Raw genomic sequence first — 18,919 nt, forward strand, 5'->3', positions numbered from 1 at the left:
AGATGCCGGACCCCCTTGCCCTCGCACAGCAACCGCTTACATGCTGTCGCGCAATCGCTCACGCCCCTCTCCTCCCGCACTCCGATGCCCTGACACCCCATGGGAGTTCCGCATGCCCACACCCCTCCCCGGCCCCTCCGGACCCCGCCGCCGCACCCTCATCGCGGCGGGCGCCGCCTCCGCACTCCTGCCGGTGGCCGCAGGCGGCACGGCACGGGCGGCCGACGCGGGCGAGGCGGACCCGTTCGACACTCTGCTCGCCCGCGCGGCAGCGCAACTCACCGGCGGCGAGTTCGACGCCGCCGACCCGGACTTCGCGGCGGCGCTGAAGGTCCTGGACACCCAGGCGTCGGGCTGGTGGCGGGACTTGGACCGGTCCGCGGGCCGCAGTGGCCTGTGGTCCGACCTCTCCCCCGCCAAGGACCCGGGCAACTTCGGACAGAGCTACACCCGCCTGCGCACGATCGCGACAGCCTGGGCCACCCCCGGTACCTCCCTCAGCGGCAGCGCCGAGGCCGCGGACACTCTGCTCGAAGCCCTGCGCTTCCTGCACGCCGACGCCTACAACCCGGATCGCCCCGAATCCGGCAACTGGTGGTTCTGGGAGATCGGCGCACCCCGGGCCCTGATGGACACGTGTGTGCTGCTGCGCGAGCAGGTTCCCGCGGCCGACCTGGCGAAGTACGTCTCCACGGTGGCGAAGTTCTGCCCGGACCCGGACCGCCGCACCAGCATCCCGACGCTTTCCGAGACGGGCGCCAACCGCGCCGACAAGGCCGTCAGCGTGGCACTGCGCGGTCTCCTCGCGCGGGACGGGGCCACACTCGCCCTGGCACGCGACGGGCTGTCCGACGTCCGGGACAAGGGCAGGAACAGCCTGTTCACGTACGTCACTTCGGGCGACGGGTTCTACGAGGACGGATCGTTCGTGCAGCACGGCTCCGTCGCGTACACGGGGACGTACGGCAGTGTCCTGCTCGGCAGCGCGGGAGCGCTGATCGCCCTGCTCGCGGACTCCGAGTGGGCCGTCACCGACCCGAAGACGTCCGTCCTGTACGAGGCGGTGGACCGGACCTTCTCACCGGTGGTCTTCGACGGACTGATGATGGACGCGGTGCGCGGCCGTGCGACGTCCCGTGAGAAGGCGCCGGATCACAAGGACGGCGCGGTGACGCTCACCAACATCCTGCAACTGGCGGACGGGGCGCCCACCGCGTACGCCGAGCGCTGGCGCGCGCTGGCCAAGGGGTGGATCAGCCGCAACAAGTCCCACCCCTACCTGAGCCTGGTGGGCGTCCCGGCGCTCGCCCGCGCCAAGGCCGTCATCGACGACCCCGCCGTACCGGCCACCGACCGGCTCACCGGACACTTCGCGTTCGCCGACATGGACCGGGTGGTGCACCGCCGCCCCGGCTGGGCGCTCACCCTCTCGCTCTCCTCGAAGCGCATCGCCGCGTACGAGGCGGGCAACGGCGAGAACCTGCACGGCTGGTACACCGGCGACGGCATGGCCTACCTGTACGACGGCGACGATCTCGGGCAGTTCGGGGACGGCTTCTGGGCGACGGTCGATCCCTGCCGGATGCCGGGCACCACCGTGGACACCCGCACGCGCGCCGACATCGGCTCGGGCAGCGGGACGGGGTCCTACCGGCCGAAGAACGCCGTCGCGGGCGGCGCGGTACTCGACGGGAGATTCGGCGCCGCCGCGATGGAACTCCTCGCCGACGGCAGCACACTGCGGGCCAGGAAGGCGTGGTTCTTCCTCGACAACGCGGTCGTCGCCCTGGGCGCGGACATCACCGCGAGCGACGGCCGCACCATCGAGACGGTCGTCGAGAACCGGAATCTCTCCGAGGACGGCGCACCCCGGTTCACGGTCGACGGACGGCGGCAGCCCTCGCGCACCGGCTGGTCGGCGCCCCTGCCCGGCGCCCGCTGGGCCCATCTGGACGGCACCGGCGGCTACGTCCTCCCCGACGACCCCGCGCGGCCGCCCCATGGCCGGGGCGGCGCCCGCCTGCACGCCCTGCGCGAGGAGCGGACCGGCACCTGGCGGGAGATCAACACCGGCGCGGACACCGGAGGCAGCACCACTCCCCTCACCCGCCGCTATCTGACCCTGTGGCTCGACCACGGAGTCTCCCCCGCCGCGTCCTCGTACGCCTATGTCCTCCTGCCCGGGGCGAGCGCCACCGCGACCGCCGTATGGGCCCACGCACGGCCAGTTCGCATCATCGCCAACAACGCCACCGCCCAGGCCGTCGAGGCCCGCCGCCACGGACTCCTCGCCGCGCACTTCTGGGGGCCCGGCAGCGCGGCCGGGATCTCGGCCTCGGGCCCCTGCACCGTGCTCGCGCGACACGGCGGCGACGGCATATCGCTGGCCGTGGCCGACCCGGGCCGCGCCGGCACGACGGTCAGCCTGGAACTGCCCTTCCCCGTACGGAAGGTGGTCCGCGCCGACGACACGGTCACGGTCACCCCGGGCCGCCGCCCTGTCGTCACCGTCCGCGTCGACGGCTCGCGAGGCCACACGCACACCGCGCACCTGAGGTGACCGGCGCTCCCCGCCCGGAAGTCGCCCCCGCACAGGAAGCACAGACCCACCATGGCCGCACCACACCTGACCCTGCCGCCCACCGACCGGGTCCTGTCCCCGCTCACGGGCTGGACCCGCGCACACTGGGAGGCGCTCGCCGACCGGCAGTTGGAGGCGCTCGTCCCTTACGCGACGCCCAACTTCGCGCAGTACCGACTGCCGGGGCGCGGCAGTTGGTCGGGGGTCGTCTCGGACGGGCTGGAGGGATACGCACGGTCATTCCTCCTCGCCTCCTTCCGGATCGCGGGAGCGGGCGGCGAAGTGGGCCCCCACCTCATGGAACGCTACGCGCAGGGTCTGACAACGGGCACGGACCGGGACGCCGCGAGCGGTGAGGCCTGGCCCGAACTCAGCGACTGCTCGCAGCAGATGGTGGAGGCCGCGTCGATCGCGATCGGCCTGCACGAGACCCGCCCCTGGATCTGGGACAAGCTCGATCCCCGGGTCCAGGAGCGGGTCGTCGACTGGTTCTCCGGGTTCGTCGGCGGCCGGACGTGGGACAACAACTGGCGCCTCTTCCAGGTGGTCTCCGAGCAGTTCCTCGCCTCCGTCGGCGCCCCGTACAGCAAGGCGGACATCGACGGCGGGCTCGACCGCATCGAGGACTGGTACCGCGGCGACGGCTGGTACAGCGACGGCGACGGCCGCAACTTCGACTACTACATCGGCTGGGCGATGCATCTGTACCCGCTGCTCTGGGCCCGCATGGCGGGCCCGGACGACGAGGGGCGCGGCAAGGTCTACCGCGAGCGGCTGGCCCAGTTCCTCGCCGCCTACCCGCACTTCTTCGGTGCCGACGGCGCCCCCGTCCACCAGGGCCGCTCCCTGACGTACCGCTTCGCTGCGACCGCCCCCGTCTGGATGGGCGCCCTGGCCAACTGCACGCCCCTGGCTCCCGGCCTCACCCGGCGCCTCGCGTCCGGCACCGCACGGCACTTCGTGGAGCGCGGGGTCCCCGACGAGCGCGGGCTCCTTCCGCTCGGCTGGTACGGGACGTTCCTGCCGTCCACCCAGGCCTACTCGGGCCCCGCGTCCCCGTACTGGGCGAGCAAGGGCTTCCTCGGCCTGCTCCTTCCCGCCGATCACCCGGTGTGGACGGAACGTGAACTCCCGCTCCCCGTGGAGGAGTCCGACCAGTACACGGCGCTCCCCCAGCCCGGCTGGCTCCTGCACGGCACGCGGCACGACGGCATCGTCCGTCTGATCAACCACGGCAGCGACCACAACCCGCTCGAAGGCCCCGCGGCCGACGACCCGCACTACGCCAAGTTCGGCTACTCCACTGCGACCGCCCCCGAGACCGCCCCGAGCGCGTGGGAGCGCACCGTGGACAACCACCTCGCGCTCATCTCGCCGGACGGCACTGCGTCGCGTCGCCGCCGTATACACCCGCTGCGGTGCGAGGGACGCCTGGCCGCGTCCCGCCACGACGCGCAACTGCCGGGCATCGCAGGCGAGTTCCCCATCGAGACGACGAGCGCGCTGCACGGCCCCTGGGAGATCCGCATCCACCGCGTCCACGCCCCGGCGGGCGTGACGGTCCGCGAGGGCGGCCACGCGGTCGCCGACGAGGCACAGCCGTACGCCGAACACGGGCCCGGCTGGGCCCTCGCCCGTACGGAATCGGGTCTCACCAGCGCTGTCGTCGCGCTCCACGGCTGGGACGAGGAGGCGGGCACCGCCCGTGAGGTGGCCGCCAACGCGTACGGGCCGCACTCGGCGACGCCGTATCTGACCCTCACCGGCCACGAGGGCGGCACGAGCGTCCACGTCACCCTGGTCGCGCTCTCCCAGGACACCGTCCGTCCCGCCGCGTTGCGGGAATCCATCACGTGCACGGTGGAGGGCGGCACCGCCCGCCTCCGCTTCCCCGACGGCACCCTGCTGGAGGTGTGAGCGTCAGATCCCGCCGTCCTCCCTGCGGTGGATCTGCTCGACGAGCTCCGCCGCCATCGCCTTGATCGTCTCCAGACCCGCTCGGCCCCAGGGCCGTGGCTCGACGTCCACGACGCAGACCGTGCCGAGCGCGATGCCCGTGCGGTCGATGAGCGGGGCGCCCAGATAGGAACGGATACCGATCTCGTCGACCACCGGGTTCCCCGCGAACCGCGGATAGTCGCAGACGTCCTCCAGGACGAGGGCCTTGCGGCGCACGATCACATGCGGGCAGTACCCGTGATCGCGCGCCATGTAGCGGAACGCCGTGCTCTCCGCGGCCGCCGTGGAGGTCAGTTCGGAGCCGGCCCTCGTGTCGTCCGGGGTGTGCAGGCCCGCGAAGAACTGCCGGTTCTCGTCGATGAAGTTGACCATGGAGTACGGAGCACCGGTGACCTCGGCGAGACGGTCGGCGAAGGCGTCGAAGGCGAGGTCGGGACGGTGCCCTATGCCGAGCCTGCGCAGCCGCCGCACCCGGCTCGGCGCCTCCGTGTCGACGGGAGTGAGCAGCAGGGGCGCGGTCGAGTCGTACATCAGGTGTGGGCTCCGTAGCTCGGGGCGGCCGGGGCGTGGGCGAGGAGGTGTTTGACGAGGGTGAGGAGGGTGGCGATGCCCGAGCTCGAGATCCGGGCGTCGCATCGCACGACGGGCACCTGCGGATCCAGGTCGATGGCGGCCCGTACCTCCTCTGGCTCATAGCGGTGGGCGCCGTCGAATTCGTTGATCGCGACGATGAATCCCATGCCGCGCTGCTCGAAGAAGTCCACCGCCGCGAAGCAGTCCTCCAGGCGGCGGGTGTCGGCGAGGACCACCGCGCCGAGCGCACCTTCGGAGAGTTCGTCCCACATGAACCAGAAGCGTTCCTGGCCGGGCGTTCCGAAGAGGTAGAGCACGTGCTCCGAGTCGAGGGTGATGCGCCCGAAGTCCATGGCCACCGTCGTCGTGGTCTTGTTCTCGACGCCCGAAAGATCGTCGGTGCCCTCGCTGACGGTGGTGAGGAGCTCCTCCGTGCTCAGCGGCGCGATTTCGCTCACCGCGCCCGTGAAGGTCGTCTTGCCGACCCCGAAACCTCCCGCGACCAGGATCTTCAGTGCGGTGGGGAAGGGGTCAGAGCTGTCGTCGTAGTCCATCGAGCACTGCCTCCAACAGGGACCGGTCGGTGGGGTTGTGGTAGAAGTCCGGGGCTCTCAGAGTGAGCGCCCCGCAGTCGACGAGATCGGAGAGCAGCACCTTGGTCACGACCGCGGGCAGCTTCAGCTGCGCCGCGATCTCCGCGACCGACGTGGGTGCCGCGCAGAGCCCGAGCGCCTCCGTGTGCTCGGGCCCGAGGTAGCCGATGACCGGGCCCCCGGTGGCCATCACCTGGGTCAGGAGGTCCAGTTGGGCGGTCGGCCTGGTCCGTCCGTCACTGACCGTGTAGGGCCGGACGAGCCGTCCGGCGGATGCGTCGAGCCATGGCCCGTCGTGCGGGGCCGCCACGCTCAATGCCTCATCGGGGCGGGTTCACCGACGGGTTGCCGGGGCGCGGTGAGCAGGTAGGGGCGCACGCTCTTGACCAGCATCGTCATTTCGTAGCCGAGCACGGCGGCGTCCGCGTCGCGCCCCGCGAGCACCGCCAGACAGGTGCCGGAGCCGGCCGTGGAGACGAACAGAAGGGTGGAGTCGAGTTCCACGACGACCTGGCGTACGTCGCCGCCGTCTCCGAACCTGATGCCCGCGCTGCGCCCCAGTGAGTAGAGCCCGGAGGCGAGAGCCGCCATGTGGTCGGCGCTGTCCGGGTCGAGGCCATGGACCGACTTCACCAGTCCGTCGGAGGAGAGCAGGACCGCGCTGTGGGTGTGCGGCACGCGCTGCACGAGTCCGCTCATCAGCCAGTCGAGGTCGGATACCTGCCCGGTCGGCGCATCGCTCGCCATGGTGGATCGACTCCTTGAGGTACGAGGGTCTGCCGGGGCAGACGTGGTGCTTGTGGGGTGGTGCGGTTCAGCCACCCTGGCTGCCCCCGTCGCGGGGGACGCCGAGGTCGGGTTCGGGCGCCGGGTCGCGCGGCTCCTGCGCGGCGGCGAGCCCGATGCCGCGCTGGAACGCGGCCATCAGGCCCGGGTCGTGGCCGACGTGGTGTTCGCTCTCCGTGCGGGGTGACGGCGCGTCCCGCAGCTGGGGCGCGATGTGTTCCTGGGCACGCCGCTTGGGCAGTCTGGGTCTTCCCACCCGGCCGCGTACGGCGCCGCCGTTGAGAGGGGTCGGTGGTGCCCCCGCGTTCTCGGCCGCGGCCTGTCGGTCCTCGGGCCGGATACCCGGCACGGCCTCGGCCGGCGTCGGTCTGCCCTCCCTGCCCCGTACGGGCAGCGGGGCGGGCGGGGAGCCGTGCGGCGCGGGAGCGGGCGGGGGGGCCGGCGGCGGGCTCGGCGGCACGTCCCGGCGCGGCTGCCGGGGGACGGCCACCGATTCCGGGTGGGGAGCCGCGGCGGGCGCCCGGGCCGGTTCCGGTACGCCGCCGGGGGCGACCGGTGGGGCGGTTTCCGGGGTCCGCTGCGGACGCCCGGCGGCGACGGGCTCGTTCTGCGGCTCGGTGCCGAGCAGGCCCTGCGGCAGGATCAGTACGGCCTGTACACCTCCGTAGATGTTGGTCTGGAGGCGTACCGCGATGCCGTGCCTGCGGGCGAGGGCGGAGACGACGTAGAGGCCGATCCGACCGTCTTGGAGGAGGCTCGCGACGTTGACCTGGTCCGGGTCGGCGAGCAGGTGGTTCATCTTGTTCTGCTCGGTCAGCGGCATGCCGAGGCCGCGGTCCTCGACCTCGACGGCGAGGCCGGCCGTCACCAGGTTGGCACGCAGCAGGACTTGGGTGTGCGGGGCGGAGAACACCGTGGCGTTCTCGATGAGTTCGGCGAGGAGGTGGATGACGTCGGCGACGGCGTGGCCGCGCAGGGTGCCGGCGATCGGCGGCACCAGCTTGACCCGTGAGTACTGCTCGACCTCCGCGATGGCCGAGCGGAGCACCTCCGTCATCGAGACCGGGTTGCTCCACTGGCGGCGTGAGATGGCGCCGCCGAGCACGGCGAGGTTCTCGGCGTGCCTGCGGATGCGGGTGGCCAGGTGGTCGACGTGAAAGAGGCCCTTGAGCAGCTCCGGGTCCTCGACCTCGTTCTCCAGCTCGTCGAGGATCGAGATCTCGCGATGTACGAGGGACTGCAGCCGCCGGGCCAGATTGACGAAGACCTCGACCTTTTGTTCGCTGCCCGCGTGACTGGAGAGCTGTGAGGCCTGCACCACGGCGGTGACGGCGACATCCTGGGCCCGCGAAAGCTCGACGGCGAGCAGCCCGAAGTCGTCGCCCTCCGGAGCGGATCTGGCGGGAGCCCTGCGCGGGGGCGGGCCGTCGCCGCGGCGCAGCTGCTCGACGACTTCGCGCAGCTCGGCCTGTCCTCGCGCGGTGGTGCGGCGCAGGGTGCCGACGCGCTCGTGTACGGAGGTCGCGGTGCGGTCGGCTGCGATGGCGGCGATGACGACGCCGGCCAGGCTGATGGCCCCGGCCGCGGTGAGGATGAGGAGCAGTGCGGGCTCGAGCGGCCCGGGGGACGACCGGACGATGAACAGCACGGCGGCAGCGGCGCAGAGGGCCACCGCGACGGCGGGCAGCACGGCGATGCGCAGGAGCTGGGGCCGTATCCGGGCCTCGGGCAGCACCGTGACGGGTCGGCTACCGGGCCTGCCGTGCCGCCCGCCCTCACGGCGGTCTGCGCGGGCGGCCGGTGCACGGAGGTGAGACATCAGCGTCCTCGGTCGGGGAGCGGGCTCCGACGGTCGCGCGACCTGTGGCTTCGCGGCATCGCCGTACCGGTCGGGAGGGGCACGGGCAGGACCGCTGCCATGATCCCTGCGTCGACCGGCGGACACTCACGGTAGTCACCAACGCTTCATGTGCGGGAGGCAGTTGACAAAGTCCGGCACCCAGGGTCCCGCTCTGGTATGACAGGTCGCACGATCGTCCGAATATGCCTTCGGACATCAGTTCCATCCGAGGAATGCCACCGGCCGCCACTGCCCGCCTCCGCGCCGGGCGTCAGAGCTCATCGCCGTGAAATCCCGTTGAGACTCCGCCGTCCGTTGGCGAGAGTCCGTGGCATGGAGTTCTTCTGCTACCACCGCGACCGGCCCGGCTCCACCACGCTGCGCGAGAAGCTGCTGGAGGACCACTGGTCCTACATGGACCAGTACGCGGCACAGCTGATCGCGCGGGGCCCGACCTTCGCCGCCGACGGCGAGACACCGAGCGGCAGCGTGCACATCGTCGACCTGCCGGATCCCGCCGCCGCCCGCGCGTTCGCCTTCGATGAGCCCAACTACCGTGCGGGCGCGTACCGGGACGTGCTGCTGCGCCGGTGGCACAACACGCTGGGGCGCACCATGTGGGACTCCCCCGGTGGCGCCACCGGCGGCCACCGGTACCTGGTCATCGGCCTCGGCTCGGGGCAGGCGGCGGACCTCGACGCGCCGCCCGGCCGGGACGCACTGATCGCCTACGGGCCGCTGCTGTCCGACGACGGCGCCGACTGGCTGGGCACGGCGGCGCTGGTCCGGGCCCAGGACGCGGCCACGGCACGCGCCGTCCTGACCCCGGACCGGTACGCCGACATCGAGGTCCACGACTGGGAGCCCGGCGGCCGGCGGTAGCGAGCCCGGCTCTTTGTCAGCCGATCCGCGCCGCCTCGTGCTCCCCGTCGCCCTCCGTGCGCTCGGTGGGGGCGGAGAGCTCGGCGGCCGCCGCGGTGACATTCGGAAGCGACCAGCCGCCCTCCGGCTCGATCGCGACGCCGCGCCACCACGGCGCCGCCGGGACGGAGTCCGAAGCGGGCTCGAACGGCTCCCCCGGGACGGGCAGCGCGACGCTCGCCCCGACACGGCCCGCCGCGGCGACCGTCCCCTCCCCCGGCGCGGACCACGGGTGCGGCGCGAGGTTGAACGTGCCCCAGTGGATCGGCAGCATCACACCGCCGGGCCGCCCGCCCTGGAGGTCCAGGTGCGCACGCAGCCCCTCATCGGGCGTCATGTGGATGTCGGGCCAGAATTCGCTGTACGCCCCGATCTGGATCATCGTGGCGTCGAAAGGCCCGTGCTCCGCGCCGATCTCCCGGAAGCCGGCGAAATAGCCGGTGTCCCCGCTGTGGTAGACGCGGTGCTCGGGTCCCGCGACGGCCCAGGACGCCCAGAGCGTGTGCTGCTGGTTGCGCAGACCGCGGCCGCAGAAGTGGCGGGCGGGCGTCGCCGTCAGGCTCAGGCCTCCGACCTTCGCGGTCTCGTTCCAGTCGAGCTCGCGCAGCCGGTCGGCGGGGACGCCCCAGCGCTCCAGGTGGGCGCCGACGCCCAGCGGCACCGCGAAGACCGTGTCCGTGCCGGCCAGGGCCCGGATGGTGGGCATGTCCAGGTGGTCGTAGTGATCGTGCGAGATCACCACGACGTCCACCGGGCCGAGCGCCGCGAGCGGCACCGGCACGGGGTGCAGCCGCTTGGGACCGACCCAGGAGAAGGGAGAGCACCGCTCACCCCAGACCGGGTCGAAGAGCACCCGCTGCCCGTCGATCTCGGCCAGCACGCTGGAGTGCCCCATCCAGGTGATCCGCAGTCCACTGGCCGGGGGCCTCGCGAGGTCGGCGAGGGTCGTGGCGTGCACGGGGACGGTGCCCTTGGGACCGCGCCTGATCCGCTCCTCCTTACGGAAGTAGATCTTCGCGAACTCGAGCGTCGAACCGGCGGGCCGGGTCCGCGCCCCCTCGGGGTTCTGGAAGGACCCATCAGCGAAGTTCGGCGATCTGTGGATCCTCGCGAGCCGCTCACCGGCCGGATCCGCGCCGAACGGCGCGGTCCTGAGCGAGCGGAGCCCAGAGCTCAGCGAACGGGACACAGCACCTCCTGTGAAGGGGTAGGTCAGATCTCCATTATGGGCACCGCCCACGACAGCGGCCGTCCGGAGGGGGCCGCACCGGCCACACGCACGTCGGCGCGTGGTGTACTGCTACTGACCCTCCATTCAGTAGGAGCGCGCTCCATGCCCCCAGCACCCCCGGTTCCCCCCGTGTCCGCAGCCCCCATCCCCACACCTCTGCTCTCCGTCGCCTGGACCGACCACATCACCGGCCACCGGGGCTTCCTGGTCATCGACCGTCTCGTACGCGGTGTCTGCAGCGGCGGTCTCCGGATGCGCCCGGGCTGCACCCTCGACGAGGTCGCGGGCCTCGCCCGCGGGATGACGATGAAGGAGGCCCTGCACTACGACCCCAGCGCCCGCTACATCCCGCTCGGCGGCGCGAAGGGCGGTATCGACTGCGACCCGCGCGCCCCGGAGGCGTACGACGTCCTGGTGCGCTACCTGAGGGCGATGCGCCCCTACATCGAGAGCTCCTGGACGACGGGCGAGGACCTGGGCCTGACGCAGGACCTGGTCGACGAGGCGGCGGCGGAAGCAGGCCTGATCTCTTGCGTCCAGGCCGTCTACCCGCTTCTGGACGACGAGGCGACGGCCCGCGCGCGCCTCGCGGACGCCTTCGCCGTGGAGGTCGAGGGGATCGGCCTGAGCGAGCTGGTCGGCGGCCACGGCGTCGCCGAGGCGATTCTCGCCGCCCTCGACCGCGCGGGCCACGCGCACGCGGGCGCGCGCATGGCCGTGCAGGGGCTGGGCACCATGGGCGGCGCGACCGCCCGGTTCCTCACCCGCGCGGGTCTGACGACGGTGGCCGTGGCCGACATCAAGGGCACGATCGCCAACCCGGCGGGCCTCGACGTGGAGGCACTGCTCGCCGCCCGCGACGCGCACGGCACGGTCGACCGCTCGGCCCTGCGCCCCGGCGACCGGGAACTGCCGGGCGAGGCCTGGCTGTCCACTGAGGCGGAGATCCTGGTCCCGGCGGCGGTTTCGTACACGATCAACGCGACCAACCAGGCGCGGATCAAGGCCCGTTGGATCGCGGAGGCGGCCAACATGCCGGTGCTGCCGGAGGCGGAGCGTCTCCTCGCGGAGCGCGGCATCACCGTCCTGCCGGACGTCGTCGTCAACTCCGGGACGAACGCCTGGTGGTGGTGGACGCTCTTCGGCGACATCGGACCCGCTGCGGACGAGGCCTTCGCGCACACGCGCCGCTCGATGCGGGCCCTGGTCGACCTGATGCTGCGGCGTGCGGAAGCGGACGGCACGACGCCGCGTGCGGCCGCCCACGCGCTGGTCGCCGACCGGCTGCCGCTGATCGGGGAGCGGTTTGGCTGGTACGCGAACGCGTAGTTCGCGTGACGGCGAGGTGGATAGGCTGCCCGGCGTGGCGAGAGTGCGGTTGAGCGTGGCGGAACGGCGGGCGGAGCTCCTTGCCGCCACCGTCGAACAGATCGAGGTGCGCGGAGTGGCCGCGGTGCGCATCGCGGACGTGGCCGCGGCCCTCGGGGTGAGCAACGCGCTGGTCCTGTACCACTTCTCCACCAAGGAGAAGCTGGTGGCAGCGGCGTTCACGCACGCCGCGGAGGCCGACCTGGCCCGTCTCCACGCCATCCTGGGCCGCCGCACCACGGCTCTGCGCCGCCTGCGAGCCGCCGTCCGCTGGTACGCCCCCACCGGCCGGGCCAAGGGCTGGCGCCTCTGGATCGAGGGCTGGTCCGCCGCACTGCGCGAGCCCACCCTGCGCACGGTGACGCGCGACCTGGACCAGCAGTGGAAGGCGGCTCTGGCGGAGGTCATCGGGGAGGGCGTCACGGCAGGCGAGTTCACCTGCCCCGACCCCCGGGCGACGGCCCTGCGCCTCACGGCTCTCCTCGACGGCCTCGCGGTGCAGATGACGGCCTATACGGGCGCGCTGCCCCGCGCCCGCATGCTGGCGTGGGTGGACGAGGCCCTGAGCCGTGAACTGGGCCTGTCGGCAGCTGGATCACCGGCGAGCTGACCACACGCGACGACGCCGTCTGCCCCGTCCTCCCGGTGACACCAGGTCTTCCCCGTGACACCAGATCGTCTCTCAGGACGCCGACTCGATGTGCATCCTGACCGTGTACGGGTCGACGCTGCCCTTCGCTTCCACGTGGTCTCCCGACGACTCTCCCCGCAGCCGCCGCCCGAACCACGGCACCAGGTACTCGCGCGCCCAGTTGATGTCGTCGCGCCGCACCTCGAGCGTGCCCCGGGGCGGCTCCGGGGGCCACGGCTGGTCCGGGTCCGCGGGGACCTCCAGGCCAAGGACCTGGGCCGCGCGGAGCGCCACGCGCGTGTGGCCCTCGGCGGAGAGGTGCAGGCGGTCGCCGTCCCAGGCGCGGCGGTCCTGGATGGTCTTGAGGGACCACAGGTCGAGGACCGGGCAGCCGTAACGGTCGGCGATCGCGCGGACATGGCCGTTGTACGTGGCTATCTTGCCGCGCAGATGCTTCAGGACCGGCACCCCGCGGGTGTCGAACCCCGTGGTCACCATGACGGTGCCGACCGACGACGTGAGGTCGGCGACGGCTCGCTCGAACCGCTCGGCGACCTCGTCCGGGTCGGTGCCGGGGCGGATGATGTCGTTGCCGCCCGCGCAGAACGTCAGGAAATCGGGGCCCAGTTCCTTGGCCAGGGGCACCTGGTCCGCGACGATCTGGTCGAGCAGTTTGCCGCGCACCGCGAGATTGGCGTACCGGAACGTGTGCTCCGGCATCCGGTCGTCGAGCAGCACGGCAAGGCGGTCGGCCCAGCCGACGAACGTGCCGTCAGGACCGGGGTCACCCACGCCTTCGGTGAAGCTGTCGCCGACCGCTGCGTAGGAGGTGAATGTGTCAGGGATGAAGGATGTCGACTCTGCTCTCACGTCGTCGTATCTTTCACCTCGCTAAGTGACCTACGCCACCGTAGGGAGGGGTTGACGGGGGGTGAGATAAGCCACCGGTCAAGTTTCGTCCAAGCCAGGAATACGCAGCGGCCCCCGGCGCCGCTTACACCCGTCGTCGAGGGGCATTCCTACGAGGCAAACGCTCGTACACGGCAGTGATTGCCTCAGGAACCCATGTCGTATGGTCGAAGCCGCACCCCACCGGCGAGTCGCGCCGGCGGCCGGACGGGAGGAGCCCCCGTGACGCAGCAAGTCCCGCCGACAGAGCTGTCGGAGCCCGAGCTGTCCGGAGTCCGCAACTTCCGTGACGTGGGCGGACTTCCGACGGTGGACGGCCGCCGGGTGCTGCGGGGCCGGCTCTTTCGCAGCGGTCATCTCGCGCACGCCACCGCGTCCGACGCCGCGTTCCTCTCCACCCTGGGCCTGCACACGATCTACGACTTCCGCAACGCGGCCGACCAGCGGCTGGAAGGCCCGGACGTCGAGCTGCCCGGGGTGCGCAACGTGAACATGCCGCTGACCGACCCGGCCCACGGCGCCGAGTTCTGGACGATGGTCCGCGACGGCGACCTGGACCAGCTGCGCGCGGCCCTCGCCGAGGGGCAGGCCGCCGGGCGCATGGCCGACACGTACCGCGAGATCATCAAGGACCGCACCGCCGAGCACAGCCGAATACTGCACGAGATGGCCGCGGACAGCGTCCCCGCTCTGATGCACTGCGCCGCGGGCAAGGACCGCGCGGGCCTCTCGATAGCCGTCACGCTCCTTGCCGTCGGCGTCGAGCGCGAGGCCATCGAGGCGGACTACCTGGAGTCGAACGCCACCCACCGCCGCTACAAGGTCCGCCGCGGCGGCAACGCCCCCGACGCGATGTCCCCCGAGGTCATGCAACTGCTCAGCCCGCTCTTCGAGGCCCGCGCCGAGTATCTGGCCGCGGCCTTCGAGACGATCGAGCAGACCTGGGGCGGCACGGAGACCTACCTCGCCGAGGGCCTCAAGCTCGCCCCGGAGACCCGGGAGCGGCTCCGCGAGCGCCTCCTGGACTGACTCCCTTCGCCGGTCTTGTCACTGGTTCTGCGCGCCCAGCGAGAACAGCAAGTAGATGAAGGCCGCGAAGAGATGGCCCACGGCGACGTAGACGATCAGCCGGATCCAGAGTCCGCGCGGGAACTTCTCCTCCAGCGACATGGCCTTCTTCGCGGGTGCGGGAGCGGGCACGGACTCCGGCCGGCCGGGCCGTTGCGCTTCGGGTTCCGTCATCGCGGTTCTCCCCTGGTGGGGCTGTGCGAGGTCCCGCCGAGGCACAGCGCGGTGGCGGGACTCTGCAGCAGGGTGTGGACGAAGAGAAGGTCGGCGCCGAGGCGGTCCGCGGCGGCGATCCGGTGCGGGGTCAGCGAGTCGAAGTGCGCGCTGTCCCCGGCTTCGAGCGTGTGCGTGGTGTCGCCGAGCCGCAGCCGAAGGCGCCCCTTCAGGACGTACAGCCATTCCTCACCGGGATGGACGCGCACGATGTCGCCCTGCGCCCCGTGCGGCACGTGCACCCGCAGCGCCTGCATGCCACGGGCCTGCGCGCCCGCCTGCCAGTAGGTCCAGCCGCCCGCCCGTGTCGGTTCCATGTCCGCGGCCCGGACGACCGCGTCCCGGTCGGCGGGCGTCTCACCGAGCAACTCCGAGACCGTCGTACCGTAGGTACGGGCCAGCGCGAGCAGCATCGGCAGGGACGGCTGGCGCTGCCCGGTCTCCAGACGGGAGAGATGGGCGGGCGAGAGCCCGGCGGTGCGGGCCGCCGCCTCCAGTGTCAGGGCGGCACGCCGCCGCAGCTCACGCAGTTGCGGGGCGACGGCGGGCAGGTCCTCGGCGGCCTTTGGATCGGGGCCGGGAGCCCCCGGGTCGAGCGGCTCGGGCTCAGCGTTGCTCATGCCTCGATTGAGCCAGGCTCTTGTCTCTGCGACAACTTTCTTGCCTCAGAGGCAAAGCGAGCCCCACGACCCGGTGTGCCTCAGCGGTTGGCGACCGCCTGCTTGACCAGCGTCTTCCCGAAGTCCCACATCAGCCCGCCCCCACTGTGCGCCTCGTCCATCACCGCGGTGAAGGCCTCCACGAACCGGTCGACCTCCCGTTCCCCGACGGTCAGCGGCGGGATCAGCTTGATGACCTCCAGATGGTCACCGGAGACCTGGGTGAGGATGCGGTGCTTCTGCAGGAGCGGCACGACGACCATCTGCGCGAAGAGCCCCTTGCGCGCCGCCTGCAGCATCGTCCAACGGCTGCGCAGTTTCAGCGACTTGGGCCGTCCGAACTCGATGCCGACCATCAGCCCCCGGCCGCGTACCTCGCTCAGCAGCTCATAGCGGTCGACGAGCGCACCGAGCCGCGACTTCAGGAGGTCACCGGTCACGCGCGCGTTCTCGACGATCTTCTCGTCGTCCATGACGGAAAGCACCGCGAGCCCGGCCGCCATGGCCTGCGCGTTGGACCCGAAGCTCGCCGAGTGCACGAGCACCCGGTCCATGGACGAGTAGACCTTCTTGAAGATCCAGTCCTTGCCGAGCGTCGCACCCACCGGCACATAGCCGCCGGACAGCGCCTTCGCGACACACACCAGGTCCGGCTCGACGCCTTCCTCGTGCTGGTAGGCGTAGAAGTCGCCGGTCCTGCCGAGTCCTGTCTGCACCTCGTCGGCGATGAGCAGCGCCTTGTGCCGGTGCAGCAACTCCTGGGCGGCGAGCAGATAGCCGGGCGGCGTCCCGTGCACGCCCTTGCCCTGGATGGGTTCGACGATGAGCCCGGCCACGTCGCCCTTCGCCAACTCCTTGCGCAGGGCGTCCAGATCGCCGAGTGGAACGGCGGTGTCGGGGAGCAGCGGTGCGAACCCGTCCCGGAAGCCCGACTCGCCGTTCACCGAGAGGGAGCCTGTGGTCAGGCCGTGGAAGGCGTGCGTGCAGTACAGCACCCTCGGCCTGCCCGTCGCGTACCGTGCGAACTTCAGCGCGGTCTCGACGGCCTCCGTACCGCTGTTGCCGAAGAACACCCGGTCCAGGTGCGGGCTTCTGGTCAGCAGCTTCTCGGCGAGCAGGCCGGGCAGCGGCTGGCAGTCGAAGCGCGTCAGATCCGCGAGGGAGGCGTCCAGGACGTCGTGCAGCGCCTTGCGTACGACGGGGTGGTGGCGGCCTAGGCCCATCACCCCGAAGCCCGCGAGCATGTCGAGGTAGTCGTTGCCTTCCGCGTCCCAGAAGTACGCGCCCTCGGCACGCTCGTAGACCTTGTCGAAGCCGATGGTCTGCAGCATGCGCGGCAGCTGATGGTTCAGATGCCGCGCGTGCAGTTCGTAGCGCTCGGCGCCCCGCTCGGCGAGAAGTCTGCCGAGGTCGAACTCCTTGGTCATGCTCCGTGCTCCTTGGCTGCCAGTGTGGCGCTGATCCGACCCGCGATCTCGACCGGGGTGAGCCCGAGGTCCGCGAGCACCTCGGCCCGCTTGGCGTGCGCGAGGAACTGGTCGGGGATTCCGAACCGCCTTACGGGTACGTCGACTTCGGCGTCCCCGAGCGCGAGGGCGATCGCCGAGCCGACCCCGGCCGCCCGGCTGTTGTCCTCGACCACCCCCACGACACGGTGGAGCGCGGCCAGGGCGGGCAGCTCCGCGTCGACCGGCTTGACCCAGCGCGGGTCGACCACGGTGCAGGCCAGGCCCCGTTCCCGCAGCAGCTCCGCGGCCCGCAGACAGACGGTCGCCATCACGCCGACCGCCACCAACAGCACGTCCGCGCCGCCGTCTTGACGGTCCTGGCTCAGCACGTCCATGCCGCCGATCCGGTCCACTGCCGAAATCGCCGGCCCCACCGACTCCTTGGGGAAGCGCAGCAGCGTCGGCGCGTCGTCCACGGCGACCGCCTCCCGCAGCTGCGCGCGCAGTTGGTCGGCGTCACGCGGAGCGGCGATCCGCAGTCCCGGCACGACCTGGAGGATCGACATGTCCCACATGCCGTTGTGCGAAGCTCCGTCGACGCCCGTGACCCCGGCCCGGTCGAGGACGAAGGTGACGCCGCACTCGTGCAGCGCGACATCCATCAGGAGCTGGTCGAAGGCCCGGTTGAGGAAGGTGGCGTAGACGGCGACGACGGGGTGCAGGCCCCCTGTGGCGAGCCCGGCCGCCGACACCGCGGCGTGCTGTTCCGCGATCCCGACGTCCCACACCCGGTCGGGGTAGGACTCGGCGAACTTCGTCAGGCCGACCGGGCCCAGCATGGCCGCGGTGATCGCCACCACGTCCTCGCGCTCGGCCCCGATGCGTACGATCTCTTCGCCGAACACCGAGGTCCAGGAGGGGCCGTTGGAGGGTGCGAGCGGCTCGCAGGTCAGCGGGTCCATCACGCCGACCGTGTGGAACCGGTCGGCCTCGTCGGCGAGCGCGGGCTCGTAGCCGCGCCCCTTCTCGGTGAGGCAGTGGATGAGGACGGGTCCGTGGAAGCGTTTCGCACGTCGCAGTGCCGACTCGACGGCCCCTGTGTCGTGCCCGTCGATCGGCCCGACGTACTTGAGGCCCAGGTCCTCGAACATGCCCTGCGGCGCGAAGGCGTCCTTGAAGCCCTTCTTCGCACCGTGCAGCGACTCGTACAGCGTGTGCCCGACGACGGGGGTGCGCTGGAGTATGTCCTTGCCCCAGGCGAGGACCCGTTCGTAGCTGTCGGTGGTGCGCAGCGTGGCGAGGTGGTTGGCGAGGCCGCCGATGGTGGGCGCGTAGGAACGCTCGTTGTCGTTGACGACGATGATCAGCGGCCGGTTCTTCGCGGCCGCGATGTTGTTGAGCGCCTCCCACGCCATGCCGCCGGTGAGCGCTCCGTCGCCGATGACGGCGACGACGTGACCCCGCTCCCCCTGGACCTGACGGGCCTTGGCCAGCCCGTCGGCCCAGCCGAGCGCGGTCGACGCGTGGCTGTTCTCGACGATGTCGTGCTCGGACTCCGCGCGCGAGGGGTAGCCGGAAAGACCGCCCTTGCCGCGCAGCTTGGAGAAGTCCTGACGGCCGGTCAGTAGCTTGTGTACGTAGCTCTGGTGGCCGGTGTCCCACACGATGCGGTCGAGCGGCGACTCGAAGACGCGGTGGAGGGCGATGGAGAGTTCCACCACCCCCAGATTGGGCCCGAGGTGACCTCCGGTCCTGGCGACCGCGTGCACCAGGAACTCCCGTACCTCCTCGGCCAGTTCGTGAAGCTCGGCCTCGGTCAGCGCCTTCAGGTCCCGCGGCCCCCGAATGGATTCCAGAATGGTCATGCTCGGGCCCCCTCTCTGGTTGAACTCAGCTCACGGTGACGTCGGGCACCCCTGAGGCGACGCCGTCGTCCTGCATCTGTGCGGCGATCTTCAGCGCCTCTTCGATGAGCGTCTCCACGATCTTCGACTCGGGGACGGTCTTGATGACCTCACCCTTGACGAAGATCTGCCCCTTGCCATTACCGGACGCGACACCGAGATCCGCCTCCCGGGCCTCCCCCGGCCCGTTCACGACACACCCCATCACCGCCACACGCAGCGGCACCTCCATGCC

At 71.6% G+C, this 18,919-nt stretch carries 17 protein-coding genes and 1 pseudogene; 6 read left to right on the top strand and 12 right to left on the bottom strand.

The features are described from left to right. Nucleotides 1-112: 112 nt before the first annotated feature. Together ACZ5WE_RS26195 and ACZ5WE_RS26200 are read left to right on the top strand one after the other, a co-directional pair. Nucleotides 113-2,560 (top strand): polysaccharide lyase 8 family protein, encoded by a 2,448-nt coding sequence (locus ACZ5WE_RS26195; RefSeq protein ID WP_467692388.1) that lies wholly within the window; start codon nt 113-115, stop codon nt 2,558-2,560. 51 nt (nt 2,561-2,611) lie between these two features. Beyond that, complete coding sequence (locus ACZ5WE_RS26200) at nt 2,612-4,498, top strand: DUF2264 domain-containing protein (RefSeq protein ID WP_467692386.1); 1,887 nt, start codon at nt 2,612-2,614, stop codon at nt 4,496-4,498. Nucleotides 4,499-4,501: 3 nt separating this feature from the next. On the opposite strand, the gene ACZ5WE_RS26205 is transcribed toward ACZ5WE_RS26200, so the two are convergent. The 5 genes from ACZ5WE_RS26205 to ACZ5WE_RS26225 form a co-directional block, all read right to left on the bottom strand. Then, on the bottom strand, nt 4,502-5,074 hold the full coding sequence (locus ACZ5WE_RS26205) for a GAF domain-containing protein (RefSeq protein ID WP_467692803.1): 573 nt from the start codon (nt 5,072-5,074) through the stop codon (nt 4,502-4,504). Beyond that, complete coding sequence (locus tag ACZ5WE_RS26210) at nt 5,071-5,667, bottom strand: GTP-binding protein (RefSeq protein ID WP_467692385.1); 597 nt, start codon at nt 5,665-5,667, stop codon at nt 5,071-5,073. The genes ACZ5WE_RS26205 and ACZ5WE_RS26210 overlap by 4 nt, the downstream gene beginning before the upstream one ends. Next, nucleotides 5,645-6,016, bottom strand: coding sequence for a DUF742 domain-containing protein (locus ACZ5WE_RS26215; RefSeq protein WP_467692383.1), 372 nt, complete (start codon nt 6,014-6,016; stop codon nt 5,645-5,647). Before ACZ5WE_RS26215 ends, ACZ5WE_RS26210 begins: the two co-directional genes overlap by 23 nt. 2 nt (nt 6,017-6,018) lie before the next feature. Beyond that, nucleotides 6,019-6,453, bottom strand: a complete 435-nt coding sequence (locus ACZ5WE_RS26220; protein WP_344524647.1) for a roadblock/LC7 domain-containing protein — start codon at nt 6,451-6,453, stop codon at nt 6,019-6,021. Between the two features lie 67 nt (nt 6,454-6,520). Then, nucleotides 6,521-8,311 carry a sensor histidine kinase gene (locus ACZ5WE_RS26225; RefSeq protein WP_467692381.1) on the bottom strand — a complete coding sequence of 597 codons (1,791 nt, stop codon included), beginning with the start codon at nt 8,309-8,311 and terminating at the stop codon, nt 6,521-6,523. Nucleotides 8,312-8,665: 354 nt separating this feature from the next. Between ACZ5WE_RS26225 and ACZ5WE_RS26230 the strand changes: the two genes are divergently transcribed. Continuing rightward, on the top strand, nt 8,666-9,214 hold the full coding sequence (locus ACZ5WE_RS26230; RefSeq protein ID WP_467692379.1) for a YciI family protein: 549 nt from the start codon (nt 8,666-8,668) through the stop codon (nt 9,212-9,214). A gap of 16 nt (nt 9,215-9,230) precedes the next feature. Here the strand turns inward: ACZ5WE_RS26230 and ACZ5WE_RS26235 are convergent, their stop codons facing one another. After that, nucleotides 9,231-10,442, bottom strand: a complete 1,212-nt coding sequence (locus tag ACZ5WE_RS26235) for an MBL fold metallo-hydrolase (RefSeq protein ID WP_467692377.1) — start codon at nt 10,440-10,442, stop codon at nt 9,231-9,233. Nucleotides 10,443-10,628: 186 nt separating this feature from the next. On the opposite strand from ACZ5WE_RS26235, the gene ACZ5WE_RS26240 reads away from it, so the two are divergent. After that, a complete protein-coding gene (locus ACZ5WE_RS26240) occupies nt 10,629-11,813 on the top strand; it encodes a glutamate dehydrogenase (protein ID WP_467692801.1) in 1,185 nt (394 codons plus the stop codon). Nucleotides 11,814-11,847: 34 nt separating this feature from the next. After that, complete coding sequence (locus tag ACZ5WE_RS26245; protein WP_467692375.1) at nt 11,848-12,462, top strand: TetR/AcrR family transcriptional regulator; 615 nt, start codon at nt 11,848-11,850, stop codon at nt 12,460-12,462. Between the two features lie 72 nt (nt 12,463-12,534). On the opposite strand, the gene ACZ5WE_RS26250 is transcribed toward ACZ5WE_RS26245, so the two are convergent. After that, complete coding sequence (locus ACZ5WE_RS26250; protein WP_467692373.1) at nt 12,535-13,353, bottom strand: SGNH/GDSL hydrolase family protein; 819 nt, start codon at nt 13,351-13,353, stop codon at nt 12,535-12,537. 261 nt (nt 13,354-13,614) lie between these two features. Here ACZ5WE_RS26250 and ACZ5WE_RS26255 point away from each other — a divergent pair, with 261 nt between their 5' ends. Beyond that, nucleotides 13,615-14,421 carry a tyrosine-protein phosphatase gene (locus ACZ5WE_RS26255; RefSeq protein ID WP_467692371.1) on the top strand — a complete coding sequence of 269 codons (807 nt, stop codon included), beginning with the start codon at nt 13,615-13,617 and terminating at the stop codon, nt 14,419-14,421. An 18-nt stretch (nt 14,422-14,439) separates the two neighbouring features. On the opposite strand, the gene ACZ5WE_RS26260 is transcribed toward ACZ5WE_RS26255, so the two are convergent. From ACZ5WE_RS26260 to ACZ5WE_RS26280, 5 genes and pseudogenes are all read right to left on the bottom strand, one after another. Then, the gene (locus ACZ5WE_RS26260) at nt 14,440-14,562 is read right to left on the bottom strand and encodes a DUF6126 family protein (RefSeq protein WP_160510678.1); all 123 of its coding nucleotides are present in this window, start codon (nt 14,560-14,562) and stop codon (nt 14,440-14,442) included. Between the two features lie 68 nt (nt 14,563-14,630). Then, on the bottom strand, nt 14,631-15,293 hold the full coding sequence (locus tag ACZ5WE_RS26265) for a helix-turn-helix domain-containing protein (protein WP_467692369.1): 663 nt from the start codon (nt 15,291-15,293) through the stop codon (nt 14,631-14,633). 80 nt (nt 15,294-15,373) lie between these two features. After that, nucleotides 15,374-16,759: an aspartate aminotransferase family protein gene (locus tag ACZ5WE_RS26270; RefSeq protein WP_467692368.1), complete on the bottom strand. Its 1,386-nt coding sequence runs from the start codon at nt 16,757-16,759 to the stop codon at nt 15,374-15,376. Further along, complete coding sequence (dxs, locus tag ACZ5WE_RS26275) at nt 16,756-18,645, bottom strand: 1-deoxy-D-xylulose-5-phosphate synthase (protein WP_467692366.1); 1,890 nt, start codon at nt 18,643-18,645, stop codon at nt 16,756-16,758. Before dxs ends, ACZ5WE_RS26270 begins: the two co-directional genes overlap by 4 nt. A 25-nt stretch (nt 18,646-18,670) precedes the next feature. Next, nucleotides 18,671-18,919: pseudogene (locus ACZ5WE_RS26280) on the bottom strand (flavodoxin-dependent (E)-4-hydroxy-3-methylbut-2-enyl-diphosphate synthase); the annotation flags it as partial.

The organism is Streptomyces sp. NPDC033180 (assembly GCF_055577645.1).

What these genes read in the sequence shown, in the direction of transcription:
- ACZ5WE_RS26210 (WP_467692385.1), bottom strand. Translation starts at nt 5,667, where the DNA reads ATGGACTACGACGACAGCTCTGACCCCTTCCCCACCGCACTGAAGATC.
- ACZ5WE_RS26220 (WP_344524647.1), bottom strand. Translation starts at nt 6,453, where the DNA reads ATGGCGAGCGATGCGCCGACCGGGCAGGTATCCGACCTCGACTGGCTG.
- ACZ5WE_RS26195 (WP_467692388.1), top strand. Translation starts at nt 113, where the DNA reads ATGCCCACACCCCTCCCCGGCCCCTCCGGACCCCGCCGCCGCACCCTC.
- ACZ5WE_RS26230 (WP_467692379.1), top strand. Translation starts at nt 8,666, where the DNA reads ATGGAGTTCTTCTGCTACCACCGCGACCGGCCCGGCTCCACCACGCTG.
- ACZ5WE_RS26265 (WP_467692369.1), bottom strand. Translation starts at nt 15,293, where the DNA reads ATGAGCAACGCTGAGCCCGAGCCGCTCGACCCGGGGGCTCCCGGCCCC.
- dxs (WP_467692366.1), bottom strand. Translation starts at nt 18,645, where the DNA reads ATGACCATTCTGGAATCCATTCGGGGGCCGCGGGACCTGAAGGCGCTG.
- ACZ5WE_RS26225 (WP_467692381.1), bottom strand. Translation starts at nt 8,311, where the DNA reads ATGTCTCACCTCCGTGCACCGGCCGCCCGCGCAGACCGCCGTGAGGGC.
- ACZ5WE_RS26200 (WP_467692386.1), top strand. Translation starts at nt 2,612, where the DNA reads ATGGCCGCACCACACCTGACCCTGCCGCCCACCGACCGGGTCCTGTCC.
- ACZ5WE_RS26260 (WP_160510678.1), bottom strand. Translation starts at nt 14,562, where the DNA reads ATGTCGCTGGAGGAGAAGTTCCCGCGCGGACTCTGGATCCGGCTGATC.
- ACZ5WE_RS26270 (WP_467692368.1), bottom strand. Translation starts at nt 16,759, where the DNA reads ATGACCAAGGAGTTCGACCTCGGCAGACTTCTCGCCGAGCGGGGCGCC.